14 protein-coding genes are annotated in these 16,112 nt (G+C 72.8%); 10 read left to right on the forward strand and 4 right to left on the reverse strand.

Translation table 11 applies throughout. From position 1 onward, the window contains the following. Positions 1 to 49 precede the first annotated feature (49 nt). Genes ABD343_RS18880 through ABD343_RS18895 form a run of 4 tightly spaced genes read left to right on the forward strand, consistent with a single transcriptional unit; the run spans position 50 to position 3,790 of the window. Positions 50 to 640, forward strand: coding sequence for a hypothetical protein (locus ABD343_RS18880; RefSeq protein WP_344529645.1), 591 nt, complete (start codon positions 50 to 52; stop codon positions 638 to 640). After that, positions 637 to 1,884 carry a peptidoglycan-binding protein gene (locus tag ABD343_RS18885; protein WP_344529647.1) on the forward strand — a complete coding sequence of 416 codons (1,248 nt, stop codon included), beginning with the start codon at positions 637 to 639 and terminating at the stop codon, positions 1,882 to 1,884. The genes ABD343_RS18880 and ABD343_RS18885 overlap by 4 nt, the downstream gene beginning before the upstream one ends. Continuing rightward, complete coding sequence (locus tag ABD343_RS18890) at positions 1,881 to 2,597, forward strand: ABC transporter ATP-binding protein (protein ID WP_344529649.1); 717 nt, start codon at positions 1,881 to 1,883, stop codon at positions 2,595 to 2,597. Before ABD343_RS18885 ends, ABD343_RS18890 begins: the two co-directional genes overlap by 4 nt. A 20-nt stretch (positions 2,598 to 2,617) precedes the next feature. Further along, a complete protein-coding gene (locus tag ABD343_RS18895) occupies positions 2,618 to 3,790 on the forward strand; it encodes an ABC transporter permease (protein ID WP_344529971.1) in 1,173 nt (390 codons plus the stop codon). A 43-nt stretch (positions 3,791 to 3,833) separates the two neighbouring features. Here the strand turns inward: ABD343_RS18895 and ABD343_RS18900 are convergent, their stop codons facing one another. Both ABD343_RS18900 and ABD343_RS18905 read right to left on the reverse strand, forming a co-directional pair. Continuing rightward, complete coding sequence (locus tag ABD343_RS18900; protein ID WP_344529651.1) at positions 3,834 to 5,063, reverse strand: serine hydrolase domain-containing protein; 1,230 nt, start codon at positions 5,061 to 5,063, stop codon at positions 3,834 to 3,836. 236 nt (positions 5,064 to 5,299) lie between these two features. Beyond that, positions 5,300 to 7,954 carry a PA14 domain-containing protein gene (locus tag ABD343_RS18905; protein ID WP_344529653.1) on the reverse strand — a complete coding sequence of 885 codons (2,655 nt, stop codon included), beginning with the start codon at positions 7,952 to 7,954 and terminating at the stop codon, positions 5,300 to 5,302. Positions 7,955 to 8,118: 164 nt separating this feature from the next. On the opposite strand from ABD343_RS18905, the gene ABD343_RS18910 reads away from it, so the two are divergent. The 5 genes from ABD343_RS18910 to ABD343_RS18930 all read left to right on the forward strand — a co-directional run bounded on the left by ABD343_RS18910 (position 8,119) and on the right by ABD343_RS18930 (position 13,936). After that, positions 8,119 to 9,138 carry a LacI family DNA-binding transcriptional regulator gene (locus ABD343_RS18910; RefSeq protein WP_344529654.1) on the forward strand — a complete coding sequence of 340 codons (1,020 nt, stop codon included), beginning with the start codon at positions 8,119 to 8,121 and terminating at the stop codon, positions 9,136 to 9,138. A 104-nt stretch (positions 9,139 to 9,242) separates the two neighbouring features. After that, on the forward strand, positions 9,243 to 10,328 hold the full coding sequence (locus ABD343_RS18915; RefSeq protein ID WP_344529656.1) for an ABC transporter substrate-binding protein: 1,086 nt from the start codon (positions 9,243 to 9,245) through the stop codon (positions 10,326 to 10,328). Then, positions 10,328 to 11,890: a sugar ABC transporter ATP-binding protein gene (locus tag ABD343_RS18920; protein WP_344529658.1), complete on the forward strand. Its 1,563-nt coding sequence runs from the start codon at positions 10,328 to 10,330 to the stop codon at positions 11,888 to 11,890. Before ABD343_RS18915 ends, ABD343_RS18920 begins: the two co-directional genes overlap by 1 nt. Continuing rightward, positions 11,883 to 12,851 carry an ABC transporter permease gene (locus tag ABD343_RS18925; RefSeq protein ID WP_344529659.1) on the forward strand — a complete coding sequence of 323 codons (969 nt, stop codon included), beginning with the start codon at positions 11,883 to 11,885 and terminating at the stop codon, positions 12,849 to 12,851. Before ABD343_RS18920 ends, ABD343_RS18925 begins: the two co-directional genes overlap by 8 nt. After that, positions 12,848 to 13,936 (forward strand): ABC transporter permease, encoded by a 1,089-nt coding sequence (locus ABD343_RS18930; RefSeq protein WP_425578214.1) that lies wholly within the window; start codon positions 12,848 to 12,850, stop codon positions 13,934 to 13,936. Before ABD343_RS18925 ends, ABD343_RS18930 begins: the two co-directional genes overlap by 4 nt. Here the strand turns inward: ABD343_RS18930 and ABD343_RS18935 are convergent. Beyond that, positions 13,869 to 14,966 (reverse strand): M23 family metallopeptidase, encoded by a 1,098-nt coding sequence (locus ABD343_RS18935; RefSeq protein ID WP_344529661.1) that lies wholly within the window; start codon positions 14,964 to 14,966, stop codon positions 13,869 to 13,871. The genes ABD343_RS18930 and ABD343_RS18935 overlap by 68 nt on opposite strands. 150 nt (positions 14,967 to 15,116) lie before the next feature. Beyond that, positions 15,117 to 15,698, reverse strand: a complete 582-nt coding sequence (locus ABD343_RS18940; RefSeq protein ID WP_344529663.1) for a rhodanese-like domain-containing protein — start codon at positions 15,696 to 15,698, stop codon at positions 15,117 to 15,119. Between the two features lie 98 nt (positions 15,699 to 15,796). Between ABD343_RS18940 and ABD343_RS18945 the strand changes: the two genes are divergently transcribed. Then, on the forward strand, positions 15,797 to 16,084 hold the full coding sequence (locus ABD343_RS18945; protein WP_344529665.1) for a metal-sensitive transcriptional regulator: 288 nt from the start codon (positions 15,797 to 15,799) through the stop codon (positions 16,082 to 16,084). Positions 16,085 to 16,112 lie beyond the last annotated feature (28 nt).

Consider the following 16,112-nt stretch of genomic DNA (forward strand, 5'->3'; position numbering starts at 1 on the left):
ACAGCGGACGTTCCCGCCGTGTAACCCTCCGGCGCGTAGAAATCCCGGCATGGTGAACCCAACGAGGCGGCACGGCCTCCTGACTTCCGTGCCCGCGGCGGCCGTTCTGCTGGCCGGCGCGCTGCTCACCGGCTGCTCCGGGGACTCCTCGGCCTCCGACTCCTCCGATTCCGCGGCCTCCTCCGGCTCCGGGGGCGGCGACAAGGGCTCGTCGGCCGACTCCCCCTTCGACAAGGCGCTCGCGTACTCGGAGTGCATGCGCAAGAACGGCGTCCCCGACTTCCCCGACCCCAAGCGCGGCGAGGACGGCGGGGTCCAGTTGCAGGGCGTCAAGCCCAAGGGGAACGAGGCCGGGTTCGAGAAGGCCGAGCGCGCGTGCCGCGACAAGCAGCCCCAGATGGGCGGCGGCAAGGGCGGCAAGCCGCTCGACTCGCAGAAGGTCGCCGACTGGGCGGAGTGCATGCGCGAGAACGGCCTCAAGGACTTCCCCGACCCCGAGATCAACGGGGGCGCGATGGAGCTGGACTTCACGGGGACGGACATCAGGCCGCAGGAGTCCGCGTTCCAGAGCGCCCGGAAGAAGTGCCAGAGCAAGTGGCCCGGCGGCGGCATGATGATCAAGGGTGGCGGGCCCCGGTGAGCGAGGACATCGACGGGGCCGGGCTCCCGGCCGTACCGGAGGAGTGGGACGCGCCCGTCGAACAGGCGCCGCCGGACGGGGGTCGGCGGCGACGGCCATGGCGCACCCCGCTCGTCCTGCTGACGGCGGTGGCCGTGGCCGGCGCGGCGGGCTGGGCGGCGACGGGCGCGCTCGGCGGGGACAGCGGCGCGTCCACCCCGGACACGTCCCCCGCGGCGGGCGGCACGACCGAGGTCGCCCGCACGACCCTCACCCGTACGGAGACGGTCGAGGGCACTCTCGGCTACGGCAAGGAGACCACCGTGCGGAACACGGCGGGCGGCGGAGGGGACGCGAACGCCAAGGGAGGCGGCAAGGCCGACGGGAACGGCATCGTCACCTGGCTCCCCGCCGAGGGCGACACGCTCAAGCGCGGCGACACCGTCTACGGCGTGGACGGGAGCAAGGTCCCGCTGCTGTACGGCGCGACGCCGTTCTACCGGACCCTGAAGCCGGGCAGCGAGGGCGACGACGTGAAGACACTGGAGAAGAACCTCGCCGCGCTCGGCTACACCGGCTTCACCGTGGACGACGACTACACCTCCGGTACGGCCGAGGCCGTCCGCGACTGGCAGGAGGACCTGGGCCAGGAGGAGACGGGCCAGGCCGGACCGGGTGACGCCGTGGTGGCCGACGGGGCGCGCCGGGTGATGGGCCTGAAGACCTCGCCCGGCGGCCCGGCCGACGGGGAGATGCTGACCTGGACGGGCACGGAACGGGTGGTGACCGTCGCGCTGGAGGCCCAGTTCGAGGACCTGGTCCAGGACGGCACCAAGGCCACCGTGCGGCTGCCCGACGGGGCCTCGACTGAGGCCGAGGTCACCGATATCGGCACGGCGGGCGGCTCGTCGGAGGCGGACCAGGGCGCGGGCTCCGGCTCGTCCGGCGGCGACGAGGGCGGCGAGGGGGAGGACGAGGAGTCCACGCTCCCCGTCGAGCTGAAGGTAGCCAGCCAGAAGAAGCTGGGCCGCTACCAGGCGGCGGCCGTCGACGTGGACCTCAAGGCCGAGACGCGCGAGGACGTGCTCGCCGTGCCGGTCAACGCGCTGACGGCGCGGGCGGGCGGCGGCTACGCGCTGGAGGTCAGGACCCGCGGCGGCCGTACGGAACGCCGTCCCGTCGAGCTGGGCATGTTCGCCGACGGCAAGGTCGAGGTCTCCGGCAAGGGCATCACGGAGGGGCTGACCGTGGGGGTGCCCGAGTGAGCGCGCGGAACGGGCCGGTGGTCGAACTCTCCGGCGTCTCGCAGCGGTACGGGGACGTCGTCGCGCTCGACGCGGCCGACCTGGTGGTGCGGCGCGGCGAACTCCTCGCCATCGTCGGCCCGTCGGGCTCGGGCAAGTCCACGCTGCTCAACATCATGGGCACCCTCAGCCGACCCACCTCGGGCACGGTGCGCGTGGACGGGCACGACGTCGGGAAGCTCAGCGACCGCGAGGTGTCGGCGCTGCGCGCGGACACGGTCGGCTTCGTCTTCCAGCAGTTCCACCTCGCCCCCGGCGTCCCCGCGCTCGACAGCGTCGCCGACGGGCTGCTCTACACCGGCACCCCGCGCGGCGAACGCCGCAGGCTCGCCGAGCTGGCGCTGCGCCGGGTCGGCCTCGGCCACCGGCTGCGGCACGAGCCGCACCAGCTCTCCGGCGGCGAGAAGCAGCGCGTGGCCCTCGCCCGGGCCGTCCTGGGCGACCCGCCGCTGCTGCTGGCCGACGAGCCGACGGGCGCGCTGGACTCCCGTTCGGGCGCGACAGTGCTGCGGCTGCTGCACGAACTGCACGGCGCGGGCACGACGGTCGTGGTGATCACCCACGACCGGGACATCGCCGCCTCGCTGCCGCGCGAGGTGCGGCTGCGGGACGGCCGTATCGAGCACGACTCGGCGGCGGGCCGGCGGGCACTGGCCGCGGAGGCGGTCCGGTGAGCGCCCCGAAGCCCGCCCGTATGCGCCCGTCGGACGTGCTGCGGGTGGGCGGTTCGGGGCTGCGCGCGCGGCCGATGCGGGTGTTCCTCTCCGCGCTGGGCATCGCGATCGGCATCGCCGCGATGGTCGGGGTCGTCGGGATCTCCACGTCCAGCACGGAGGACCTCGACCGCCGCCTGGACGCGCTCGGGACCAATCTGCTGACGGTCACGCCGGGCCAGGCGTTCGACGGCAAGGCCGCCCATCTCCCGGAGAAGGCCGTCGGGATGGTCGGCGCCCTGCCCTCCGTCGAGTCGGTCTCGGCCGTGGGGAAGACCGAGGCGAAGATCTACCGCAGCGACCGCGTCCCCGAGGAGGAGACGGGCGGGCTCAACGTGTACGCGGCCCGGACCGATCTGCCCAGGACGCTCGGCTCGCGGGTGGTGGACGGCCGCTGGCTCAACGCCGCCTCGTCCCGCTACCCGTCCGTCGTCCTCGGCGCCCGGGCCGCCGAACAGCTCGGGATCAGCGAGGCGGGCCCGGACGTGCAGGTCTGGCTCGGGGACCGCTGGTTCACCGTCGTCGGCCTGCTCGGCCACAACGAGCTGGCCGCCGACATGGACTCGGCCGCGCTGGTGGGCTGGCACGCGGCCGAGGAGCTGCTCGGCTTCGACGGCTACGCCACGACCGTCCACGCCCGCGCCGAGGAGTCCCGCGTCGAGGAGGCGCAGTCCCTGCTGGGCGCCACCGCCAACCCGGAGAACCCCAGCGAGGTCAACGTCTCCCGCCCCTCCGACGCGCTCGCCGCGAAGGAGGCCACGGACGACACGCTCGGCGGTCTGCTGCTCGGGCTCGGCGCGGTGGCGCTCCTCGTCGGCGGCGTCGGCGTCGCCAACACGATGGTGATCTCGGTGCTGGAACGCCGCGCGGAGATCGGCCTGCGCCGCTCGCAGGGCGCCACACGCGGCCAGATCCGCACCCAGTTCGTCTGCGAGTCCCAGCTCCTGTCGGGGCTGGGCGGCGTGGGCGGGGTCCTGCTCGGCATCGCGGTCACGGCCGCGTACGCCGCGTACCAGGGCTGGCCGTCGGTCGTCCCGCCCTGGACCATGGCGGGCGCGGTCGGCGCCACCCTGGTGATCGGCGGCCTGGCGGGCCTCTACCCGGCGGTGCGAGCCGCCCGCCTCCCCCCGACGGAGGCCCTGACGGCGGCCTAGGCGGGTGCCGGGCGAGGAGTTCCCCGCCCGGCTTCCGCCGGCCCTACCGGTGCGCCTTCGGGGAGCGGCTCTCGCAGAGTGCCGTACGGACGGCGGACGTCAGGTCCTTGTCCTGGGCGTCCGTCTCGCCCGGGTAGAGGTTCACGAGGCCCGTCGCCCGCCTGCCGTCGACGGTCACGGCGCCCAGGGTCTGATAGCCGGGGACACCGCCGTCAGCTCCCCAGGAGAGGCCGCCGCAGGGCAGGGGGTGGCTCTCCAGGCCGAGTCCGTAGGCTCCGCCCTCCCCGTCGCCGGTCGGACGGGTCTTCATGAGCTGACGCTGTTCGGCGGGGCGGAGCAGCTCGCCGTGCACGAGCGCGTCCAGGAAGCGGTTGAAGTCGGCGCCGGTGGAGATCATGGAGCCGGACGGGCCCAGGACCGTGGGGTTGAGCGCGGTGATGTCCTTGAGGGGCGCGTCCTTGCCCGTCCGGGCGTAGCCGCGCGGATGCGGACCGCGGATCCCGGAGCTGTCGCCCGGGACGGACGTGCGGCGCAGGCCGAGCGGTTCGATGACGCGCCGCCGGATCTCGTGACCGTACGTGTGCCCGGTGACGCGCTCGACGAGCAGGCCCGCCAGCACGTAATTCGTGTTGGAGTACTCCCACTCGGTCCCCGGCTCGAAGCCTGGCCGGTAGCGCAGCGCGCGCTTCACGAGGCCGCGGGCCTCGTAGTGGGCCAGCGGGTTCTTGAGGACGTCCTCCGTCTCGATGGAGTTGAGGTAGTCGGGGAGCCCGCTGGTCTGCTGGAGGACCTGACGGACCGTGATCTTCCGTCCGTCGTTGCCGTGGCCGCGGATGAGGCCGGGGAGATAGCGCTCCACCGGCGCGTCGATGGACATGCGGCCCTCGCCCACCAGTTGGAGCACGACGGTCGCCACGAACGGCTTGGTCATGCTGCCGATCCGGAAGCGGCTGTCCGCGCGCATCGGCGCCCTTGTCCTCACGTTCGCGACGCCGCTGGTCAGCACCTTGCTGCCGGAGCGGTCCCGGAGGGCTACGAGCGCGCCGGGGCCGCCGTCCCTCGTGGTCATCCGGTGCAGGAGCGCGCGGGTCCGCGGGTGGCCGGCGGTGGGGCGCGCGGCGTCGGCGTACGTCCCGGTGGAACTGCTGGTGGAGTTGCCGGTGGAACTGCTGGTGGAGTGCGCCGAGGTGTCGTCGCTCCTCGCGCACGCCGTGACACCGGCCGCCGTGGCCAGTGCGAGCAGCGCGCCGAGCGCGCGTCGGTAGGGGGTCATGCGGGCGTCCTCGTCGTGAGTGCCGTCAGGGTCCGGCGCCGCACTCATCGTGTCCGGGACACGGGGCGCGGCGTGAGGGGGCGATCACCCGGATCGGGGGTGGGGGCAGCCCCAGGAGCCGCGGGACGGCGGCGGCCGTACGGGCGTACGCGGCACCACGCGGCCCGCGCGGTCCGGGTGGACCGCACGGGCCGTCAGCAGAGGGCGTCGGGTCAGGTCAGATCTGGTCGGTCAGGTCAGGTCCCGCAGGGCAGCGTCCCGTCGGCCGCGCCCTTGATCAGGGCCTCGTGGGCGGACTTCAGCCGGTCGGCGTCGGGCTTGAGCACCTTCCTGTCGTACGTCATGAGCCCGTTCAGCTCGCCCTCCAGATCGGAGATCTGCGTATAGACGGCACCGCTGCTCCCCCGGCAGGCCGCGAAGCGCTCGACCTCCTTCAGCTTGGCGAGGTACTCGTCCGTGAACTTCTCCTTCTCGACGCCCACATACGTGTGCCGTACGGGCCACGCGTGGCCGGGGACGGCGAGGCCGAGGCCGCCGTACTCGCCGCTGACCAGTGCCCGTCGCCCGTCGGCGTCGGGGAGCTGCGCGCTGGGGTAGCCGTGCGCGTCGGAGATGTCGCCGTTCTTGCCGTCCACGGCCCCGCAGCAGTTGTGGCCGCTCATGTTGTTGACGAGGCGGGAGGGGTCGAGACCCTTCGCGTAGTCGGCGATGCGGGCCTGGTCGTACTGGCCCCAGCCCTCGTTGAAGGTGACCCACATGATGACCGAGGGGTGGCTGTCGTGCTGCTGGATCATCTCCTTCATCTCGTGCTCGTACTGCGCGCGGGCCGCCGCGTCGGGCTTGCGGTCGGAGCGCATCGAGGGCATGTCCTGCCAGACCAGCAGTCCGAGCCGGTCGGCGTGGTAGAACCACCGGTCCGGTTCGACCTTGATGTGCTTGCGCACGGAGTTGAAGCCGAGCTTCTTGTGCATGCGCAGGTCGTACGAGAGCGCGTCGTCCGTCGGCGCGGTGTGCAGCCCGTCGGGCCAGAAGCCCTGGTCGAGCGTGGCCATGGAGAAGACGGGCTTGCCGTTGAGGACCATGCGCTGCTTGCCGTCGAGCGTCTTGACGGCGATCTCGCGCATGCCGAAGTAGCTCTCGACGGTGTCGGCGGCGCGGGTGCCCTTCCCCACCGTGACCTTGAGCGTGTAGAGGTGCGGGTCGTCCGGTGACCACAGGCGCGGCTTCGGCACGGGCACGTCGAACGCGGCGCTGCCGGAGCCCGTGGCGCGTCCGACCTCCTTCTTGCCGTCGTACGCGACGGCCGTGACGGGCACGCCGTCGCCGACGCCGCGCGCGCTGACCGCGACCTTCTCGCCCTTGATGTCGGGCGTGGTCTTCACGTCGGTGGTGTGCTCGGCGGCGACGGGCTCCATCCAGACGGTCTGCCAGATGCCGGAGGACGGGGTGTACCAGATGCCCTCGGGGTCGAGCCGCTGCTTGCCGACGGGTGGGTTGGGGCCGTCGGGGCTGTCGGTGGGGTCGTGGACGCCGACGACGAGTTCCTGGTCGCGGCCCGGCTTGAGCGCGTCGGTGACGTCGGCGGTGAAGCGGTCGTAGCCGCCCTTGTGCTCGGCGACCCGCTTGCCGTTGACGTAGACGGTGGCCTGCCAGTCGACGGCGTCGAAGTTGAGCCGCAGCCGCTTGCCGGAGCCGACCTTCCAGTCCTTGGGGACGGTGAACGTCCGCTTGTACCACATGCGTTCCTCGTGCCGCTCCACTCCGGAGAGCTTCGACTCGACCGGGTACGGGACGAGGATCTTCTCCTTCAGCCGCTTCCCCTTGCCGAGAGGCGGCCGCTCGCCCTTCTCGGCGCCCGCGAACTGCCAGGTGCCGTTGAGGTTCTTCCACTTGTCGCGCTTGAGCTGCGGGCGCGGGTACTCGGGCCGCGCGTTGCCGGGGCCGACGTCCTTGGCCCAGGGGGTGGTGAGCTGGTACGTGGAGCGGTTGTCGCCCGAGGTCCAGAAGTCGCCGACGGCCTTGCCGTCCTCGCCGGTCAGCCCGCCCTCTCCGTCGTACCGCACATCGGCCGTACCGCCCTGGCCGACGACGGGTTCCTTGAGAGCGACGAGCAGCCGGGAGCTGTCGCGCGGGTCGCGGCGCACGTCGCCCAGCGGCCACTCGGCGCCGCCGATGACCGCGCGGAAGTGGTCGCGGAAGCGGGCGGGGTCGGGGGCCCGGAGGTCCTGGCCGAAGCCGAGTTCGAGGGTGCGGCCGGACTTGGCGACGTGGACGGCGGTGGCGCCGTCGTAGTCGAAGCCGTCGGGGAGCGTGAACGCCGACTGCGGGACGGCGGTCTTCTCACCGCCGGGCGGGGTCCAGCGCAGGTGGAGGTTGGAGCCGCCGTAGTGCTCGAAGTACTCGACCTTGATGTCGTAGGCCCGCCCGGCCTCCAGGGTGACGGGGTCGGAGGTCTGCTCCTTGTCCCAGTCGTCGACCCAGTGGTCGATCACGGGCTTGCCGTCGATCCAGAGCCGGAAGCCGTTGTCGCCGGTGAGGTGGAAGGTGTGGGCTCCGGACTTCTCCGGGGTGAGCTTGCCGGTCCAGCGGACGGTGGCGTCGTCGGCCTGGCCGGTGCGCTCCTTGAGGCGGGGCTCCAGGTCGTTGAAGTCGAGGGAGGGGTCGAAGGCGGTGGCCTTGAGGGTGCCGAAGTCGAAGGCGCCGGGGGCCGACTGGGTCCAGTACTCGCCCTTGAGGCCGTGCGCGGCGGACGCGGCGGGCCGGTCCTCCGGGGGCTCGGCGGCCGAGGCGGAGGGCGTGGGCGGTCCCGCGCCGAGCGCGGTGACCAGGAGTGCGAGGAGGGCGAAGGCGGCGGTCACGGCCGCCGCGGGCCAGGTGGAAGCGCGTCTCACGGAACCTCCAGGAGAGGGTGTGCAAGAGGCGGATACGACTCTGCCCTTGTGGGAGATCCATCTTGTATAACGTTGGAAACAAGGGCAGTTGGCATGACAGCACGGCCGCCGCACCCTGTCCAGGTGCGTGACAGCAGAGGGCAAAGAGAACCTAAGGAGCGCAGGTGAGGGTGAGTCTCAAGGACGTCGCGGAGCGTGCCGGGGTCTCGATCAAGACCGTGTCCAACGTCGTGAACAACTACCCGCACATCACGCCGACGACCCGCGCGAAGGTGCAGCGGGCCATCGACGACCTGGGGTACCGCCCGAACCTGACGGCCCGCCACCTGCGCAAGGGCCGCACCGGCATCCTCGCCCTGGCCGTCCCCGAGCTGGGCAACCCGTACTTCGCGGAGCTGGCAGGGGACGTGATCGACGCCGCCGCCGAGCACGACTACACGGTGCTGCTCGACCACACCCAGGGCCGCAGGGAGCGCGAACTCCTCGTGACCCAGGGCTTCCGGGCCCGCGTCATCGACGGCCTGATCCTCAACCCGCTGGAGCTGGAGCCCGAGGACCTCGCGGTCCGTACGGACGACGCGCCGCTGGTCCTGATCGGCGAGCGGCGCTACGACCTGCCGTACGACCACATCGCGATCGACAACATCGCGGCGGCCAGGGCGGCGGTGCGCCACCTGCTCGACCTGGGGCGGCGCCGTATCGCGTTCCTCGGCGCGCGGGGCGACCGGCCCAGCCAGCCCGCGCATCTGCGGCTGCTGGGCTGGCAGGCGGAGCTGGCCGCCTCCGGCGTCCCGGCGGACGAGTCGCTGGTGGCGCCGGTCGAGGGCTGGGACCGGGCGGACGGCGCGGCGGCGATGGCGGCGCTGCTGGACGCGGGGGCGCGGCCCGACGCGGTGTTCGCGTACAACGACCTGATCGCGATCGGCGCGATGCGGGCGATGTCGGAGCGGGGCCTGCGCGTCCCGGAGGACATCGCGGTCGTCGGCTTCGACGATCTGACGGAGGGGCGGTACGGCGCGGTGACGCTCACCACCGTCTCGCCGGACAAGCGGGCCATCGCCAGGCTCGCGGTCGAGTCCCTGGTCAGCGCCATCGCGGGGGGCCGGCGGGACGAGGAGCGCACGCCCCGCGAGCTGCAGCCGGGGTTCGCTCTGGTGGAGCGGGAGAGCACCCTGGGCGCCTGAGCGCGCGAACTCCCTTCGGCGCAGGGGTATTTACACGCGGTATTCCAACGATGTAAAAACCCCAGCGGACGCTAGAGGAGACGCCGGCACACCTGGGGTAGCCCATGAATGCGCACAGATCTCTCAGAACCCTCGCTGTCACCACACTCGTCGCCACTCTCTCGCTCTCCCTCGGCTGTGCCAAGTCCGAGGACGACAAGGACGCCTCGGACGGCAAGGGCACATCGTCCGACGGGGCCGGTGAGCAGGTCGCCGCCGAGCCCACGAAGGGCGCGAAGACCTGCACGCTCAAGAAGTACGGCGGGAAGGAGACCGACCTCGCGAAGGCGACCGTCGGCTTCTCCCAGTCGGAGAAGGAAGCGAACCCGTTCCGTATCGCGGAGACCGCCTCGATCAAGGCCGAGGCCGAGAAGCGCGGGGTCAAGCTGCTGACGGCCAACGCGCAGTCGCAGTTCTCCAAGCAGATCAGCGATGTGCAGGACCTGATCTCCAAGGGCGCCGACCTGCTGGTCATCGCGCCGCTGAACTCCGACGGCTGGGAGCCCGTGCTCAAGCGGGCCGCGGCCAAGAAGATCCCGATCGTCACCGTCGACCGGCAGATCAACGCCGAGCCCTGCGAGGACTACGTGAGCTTCATCGGCTCCGACTTCGTCCAGCAGGGCCGCCGCGCGGCCGACCAGATGATCGAGGCCACGGGCGGCAAGGGCCAGGTCGCCATCCTGCTCGGCACGCCGGGCAACAACGTCACGACCGAGCGCACCAAGGGCTTCACCGAGCGGATCAAGGAGAAGGCCCCGAAGCTCAAGGTCGTCTTCAAGCAGACCGGCGAGTTCGCGCGGGAGAAGGGCCAGCAGGTCACCGAGCAGCTCATCCAGTCCAAGCCCGGCATCGACGGGATCTACGCGGAGAACGACGAGATGGGCCTCGGCGCGGTCAACGCCCTCAAGGGCGCGGGCAAGAAGCCGGGCGAGGTCAAGATCGTGACCGTGGACGGCACGAAGAACGCCGTCCAGGGCATCGTCGACAAGTGGATCCACGGCGTCGTCGAGTCCAATCCGCGCTTCGGCCCGCTCGCCTTCCAGGCCCTGGAGGACTTCGGCAAGGGGAAGAAGGTCGGCGAGGACATCGTCATCAAGGACAGCGCGTACACGGCGGCCAACGCCGAGCGGGACCTCGACAAGGCGTACTGATGGAGACCGTCGAGGTATCCGCCGCCGCCCTGGCCGTGCGCGGGCTCACCAAGCGTTTCCCCGGCGTCCTCGCCCTGGACGGCGTCGACTTCACCCTGGAGTCCGGCCAGGTGCACGCGCTCATCGGCGAGAACGGCGCCGGGAAATCCACCCTGATCAAGGTGCTGACCGGGGTGTACGCGCCGGACGCGGGCGAGGTCCTGCACCGGGGCACGCCCGTGGAGTTCGGCACGCCGCTCGCCGCGCTGCGCGCCGGGATCTCCACGATCCACCAGGAGGTGGGCCTCGTCCCGCTGATGAGCGTGGCCCGCAATCTGTTCCTCGGCCGGGAGCCCCGCAACCGGCTCGGGCTGATCGACTTCTCCCGGATGCACCGCGAGACGGAGGAGACGCTGCGCGGGTACGGCGTCCGTACGGACCCGCGGCGCCCGCTGGGGGAACTCGGCGTCGGTGCCCAGCAGATGGTGGCGCTCGCGCGCGCCGTCTCCGTCGACGCGAATGTGGTGATCATGGACGAGCCGACCTCGTCCCTCGAACCCCGCGAGGTCGAGACGCTGTTCGGGGTGATCCGCTCACTGCGCGAGCGGGGCGTGGCGGTGGTGTACGTGAGCCACCGGCTGGACGAGCTGTACGCGGTGTGCGACACGGTGACCGTGCTGCGCGACGGCCGCCTCGTGCACACGGGCCCGCTCGCGGGCCTGGAGCGGCTCCGGCTCGTCTCGCTGATGCTGGGCCGCGAGATGGGCGAGGTGCGCGCCGAGGGCACTACGAAGTTCGGCGGCGAGCACGAGGCCACCTCCCGCGAGCCGGTGCTGCGTGCCGAAGGGCTCGCCGTGCCGCGCCAGTTGCGTGACGTCTCCTTCGAGGTGCGCCCCGGGGAGGTCGTCGGGCTCGGCGGGCTGCTGGGCTCGGGGCGCACGGAGACGGTGAAGGCGGTGGCGGGCGCGCTGCCGCTGGGCGCCGGGCGCGTGACGGTCGCGGGCACGCCGCTGCGCACGGGCTCGCCGCCCGCGGCGATCCGGGCCGGGGTCTCGCTGCTGCCCGAGGACCGCAAGAGCGAGGGCATCGTGCCGGGCCTGTCCGTACGGGAGAACATCGCGCTGGCGGTGCTGCCCCGGCTCTCGCGGGCGGGGCTGGTGTCGGAGGCGCGGATCGACTCCGTCGTGGCGACGTTCATGGAGCGGCTGCGGATCAAGGCGTCCTCGCCGCACCAGAAGGCGGGCGAACTCTCGGGCGGCAACCAGCAGAAGGTGCTCCTCGCGCGCTGGCTGGCCGCCGAGCCGAAGGTGCTGCTGCTGGACGAGCCGACGCGCGGCATCGACGTCGGCGCCAAGGCCGAGGTGCAGCGTCTGGTGGACGAGCTGGCGGAGGACGGGCTGGGCGTGGTGCTGATCTCCTCCGACCTGGAGGAGCTGATCGAGGGTTCGGACCGGGTCGTCGTGCTGCGGGACGGCGCGGTCGTCGGCGAGCTGACAGGAGAGCAGGTGACCGAGGACCGGCTGCTGGAGACCATCGCGGAGGCGGGAACGGCCGGTGCGCCCGGGGAGGACGCCCATGGCTGAGGTCGCGGCCCCCCGGGGGCGTACGGGCGTCGACCGCGCCGCCGTCACGCGCTGGCTCCAGGCGTACGGGGTCTACGCGGGTGTCGCCGTGCTGCTGGTCTTCAACATCGCGTTCACCGAGCACTTCCTCTCCGCGGCGAACTTCCGCACGCAGGCCGTGCAGGTCGCGCCGATCCTGATCGTCGCGCTCGGCATGGCCCTGGCGATCGGCTCCGAGGGCATCGACCTGTCGGTCGGCTCGGTGATGGCCCTCTCGACCTCGCTGGTGGCGCTCTATCTGGGGTACGGCCCGTGGATCGCGCTCCTCGCCGCGGTGATCGGCGGCGCGGCGGCCGGGCTCGTCAACGGCTCGCTGATCGCGTACATCGGCATCCAGCCGATCGTCGCGACGCTCGCGCTGATGGTCGGCGGGCGGGGCCTGGCACTGGTGCTGGTCCCGCAGTTGGAGGACGTGCGCGACGACGGGATGCGGACGCTGGGCTCGGGCGATCTGCTGGGCGTGCCGTACCCGGCGCTGATCGCGCTCGCGCTGGTGCTGGTGACGGCGTTCGTGGTGCGACGCACCACGTTCGGCAGGCAGCTCCTCGCGATCGGCGACAGCCGTCCGGCGGCGCGGCTCGCGGGGCTTCCGGTACGGCGGGTGCTGATCCTCGTCTACGTCTGCTCGGGCGTGCTCGCCGCGCTCGCCGGGTTCCTGGCCACGGCCCGCCTCCAGGCCAGCGACCCCACCTCGCTGGGGAATCTGATGGAGCTGTCCGCGATCACCGCCGTGGTGGTCGGCGGCACGCCGCTGAGCGGCGGCCGGGTGCGGATCGGCGGCACGGTCGCGGGCGCGGTGCTCATCCAGTTGCTGACGGCCACGCTCATCAAGCACGACCTGCCGCCCTCGTGGACGCAGATCGCGCAGGCCGTCGTCATCGTGCTGGCGGTCTGCGCGGCACGCGAGAGGGGGAAGCGGTGACGGTGACGAACGCCCCTGAACGTACGGAGAGTTCCGGCCCTGACGCCTCCGGCGCCTCGGTCGCGGGCGCCGGTCCCGGCGGCGCCGGGCGGTTCGCGGCGCTCGCGCAGCGGCACGGGGCGCTGGTCGCGCTGGTCGTGCTGTCGCTGGTGGCCTCGTTCTCGTTCGACTCGTTCGCGACGGGCGGCAATCTGGAGAACATGGCCGTCTCCTCGGCGTTCCTCGCGATCGTCGCGCTGGGGATGACGTTCGTGATCGTGTCGGGCGGCATCGATCTGTCGGTCGGCTCGGTCTTCGCGCTCGGCGGGGTGCTGGCCGCGTGGGGATCGCGGCACGGGACGCTCGTCGCGCTGCTGCTGCCGCTGCTGGTGTGCGGGGCTATCGGGCTGGTCAACGGGGTGCTGATCGCCCGCGTCCGGCTCGCCCCGTTCATCGTCACGCTCGCCTCGATGCTCGGCGCCCGCGGCATCATGCTCAACATCACGGACGAGGGCGCCGACACCTTCCTCGTGCCCGAGGACGCCTTCCTGGCCGACCTGGGGCGGGGCTCGCTGCTGGGCGTGGGCGTGCCCGTGTGGATCACGGTGGCGCTCTTCGCGCTGGGCGGGGTGCTGCTGCGCCGCACGCTCTTCGGGCAGCACGTCTACGCGGTCGGCGGCAGCGGGGCCGACGGGTACACAGCGTCGCTGATGGGCGTCTCGGTGGTCCGTACGAAGGTCGGGGTCTACGTCCTGTCGGGGCTGCTCGCGGGCCTCGCCGGGGCGCTGAACGCGGCGTGGCTGACCTCGGGCGTGACGATCCTGGGCCAGGGCATGGAGCTGGAGGCGATCTCGGCGGTCGTCATCGGCGGCACGCTGCTGACCGGCGGCATGGGCTTCGTCAGCGGCTCGCTGGTGGGCGTGCTGCTGCTGAAGGTGATCCAGAACGTCATCAACCAGATCGGCTCGCTCGACTCCGCGTACCAGCAGGTGGTCAGCGGCGCGTTCCTGATCGTGGTGGTCGTCGCGCAGGCCGGGCTCAGAGTTCCACGCCGCGTGCGCGCAACCAGGGAACGGGCGCGACGTCCGAACCCAGGCCCGGGGTGACCCGCGCCTCGAAGTGCAGGTGCGGTCCGGTGGAGTTGCCGGTGTTGCCGGAGAGGCCGATGCGCTCTCCGGCCCGCACCTGGCGGCCCCGCTCGGTCTGGATCGCGGACAGGTGCGCGTACTGCGAGTAGTAGCCGTCGCGGTGGCGGATGACGATCTGGTTGCCGAAGGCGTCGCCGCAGCTCGTGACGGCCACGGTGCCCGCGCCGACGGCCCGTACGGGCGTGCCGGTCTCCACGGCGAAGTCCTGCCCGGTGTGCCCCCGCGACCAGCGGGCGCCGGAGGAGCGGTATCCGGCGGAGAGCGTGTAGGCGGACCGCTCGACGGGGGCCGTCCAGCGGCCGCCGCCGCCCAGGGCCCGGGAGCCGTCCTGGGTGCCGCCGCCTCCCCGCTTCCCGTCGCCCTTCCCCGGCGCGCAGGCGCGGGCCGGGCGGTTGACGGGCGTGGCGGCCCGGGCGCTGCGGGCCAGCACCAGGCGGCGTTCGATGGCGTTCTTGGCCGCGGCCTCGCGCCGGGTGGTGGCCTCCAGGCGTTTCAGGACGGCGCGGGCGCGGGCCCGTTTACGTACGAGCTGGCGCTGGACCGTACGGGTCGAGCCGAGGAGCCGGTTGACGGCGTGGTCGGCCTGGCGCTGGGCGCGCAGCCGTTCGAGCAGGTCCTCGGGCGAACGGGTCATGACCATGCGGGCGCCCGGCGACCAGGCGCCGGTGCGGTACTGGCTGCGGGCGATGCCGCCGATCCGGAACCGCAGGACGTGCAGCCGGCGCTCGCCCCGGCTGACGGCACGACGGCTGCGGGTCACCGCGGCGCGCTGCGCCGAGGTCCGCTTACGGGCCTTCTCGAACCGCTTGGTGGCCCGCGCCGCGTCCCGGTACAGCGCGTCCACGCGGGCCGAGACCCGCTTCCTGGCCTCCCCGGGGCCGGGCTCGCAGGGCGCGCCGGCGGCACCGTCGGGAACGGCGAGGAGCGCGAGGCTGAGCAGCGCGGCGGCCGGGACCGCGGCGAATCGCTTGCGTACGGGCTGACTCATGGGGCGATGGTCCGCCGCACGCCCCCGGAAGAGGCCGTGCGGCGGTCCGGCACGCCGTGCGCCGTGCGCCGATCGACGCAGCGGGCCGCCCGGAAGCGGGATGTTTCCGGGGCCCGGGCGTGTCGCGCTCCCCGTACGGGCCGGGAACGGTCAGGCGTCGCGCGCGAGCCGGTCGAGGACCGGGCTCAGCTCGCAGGCGGCCCCACGGTTGTACGGCAGCTTGGCGAGGACCGCCGCCAGGCCGCAGGAGTCGGACACGGCCGAGTAGACCAGTCCGGCGCCGATTCCGGCGGAGAGCAGCCGGGCCCGGGGGAACGCGAGCCCCGCGCCGAGCCCGAGCAGCACCAGCGAACCGGCGGCGAGCCGCACCTGACGCTCCATCGGCCAGCGCGGGCGCGCCCCCTCGGGCAGCGCGGGCCGGTCGAGCGGGTGCCCGGCGTCGGCCCAGCCCCTGGTGCCGCCCTCGACCGAGGCGGCGGCGATCCCGGCCTCGCGCAGGGTGCGGGAGGCGGTGAGCGAGCGGTTGCCGGAGGCGCAGACGAGGGCGAGCGGGCCGCGCGCGGCGGCGAGCCGCAGGGTGTCCTCGGCCTCGTCGAGCCGGTCCAGCGGGATGTTGTGGGCGCCCGGCACATGGCCTCCGGCGTACTCGCCGGGCGTACGGACGTCGATGAGGGTCAGCTCGGCGCGGCGCGCGCGCAGCTCGTCGACGGTGAGCGTGGTGTCGTCGCTCATGGGGCGGGTCCTTCCGGTGCGGGGAGGTACGATACCCCCCAGGGTATAGAATCGGAGTTCCGGACGAGCACGGTCCGGACGGGAACGGGGTGAGGGCGATGGATTTCACACTGGCCGCCGAGGAGATGAAGGCGGTGCTCAACCGGCTGCGGAGGGCCCAGGGCCAGATCGCGGGCGTGATCAAGATGATCGAGGAGGGCAGGCCCTGCGACGAGGTCGTCACCCAGCTCGCCGCCGCCTCCCGCGCCCTGGACCGCGCGGGCTTCGCCATCATCGCCACGGGCCTGGAGCACTGTATGACGGAGGCCGAGGGGGAGGGCGAGACCGGCATGGACCGCGAACAGATGCGGGCCCGCCTGGAAAAACTCTTCCTCTCCCTGGCCTGACCCTCCCCTGCGGGGCCCCGCCGCACCA

The organism is Streptomyces albiaxialis, assembly GCF_039530985.1.
Classification (GTDB): domain Bacteria; phylum Actinomycetota; class Actinomycetes; order Streptomycetales; family Streptomycetaceae; genus Streptomyces; species Streptomyces albiaxialis.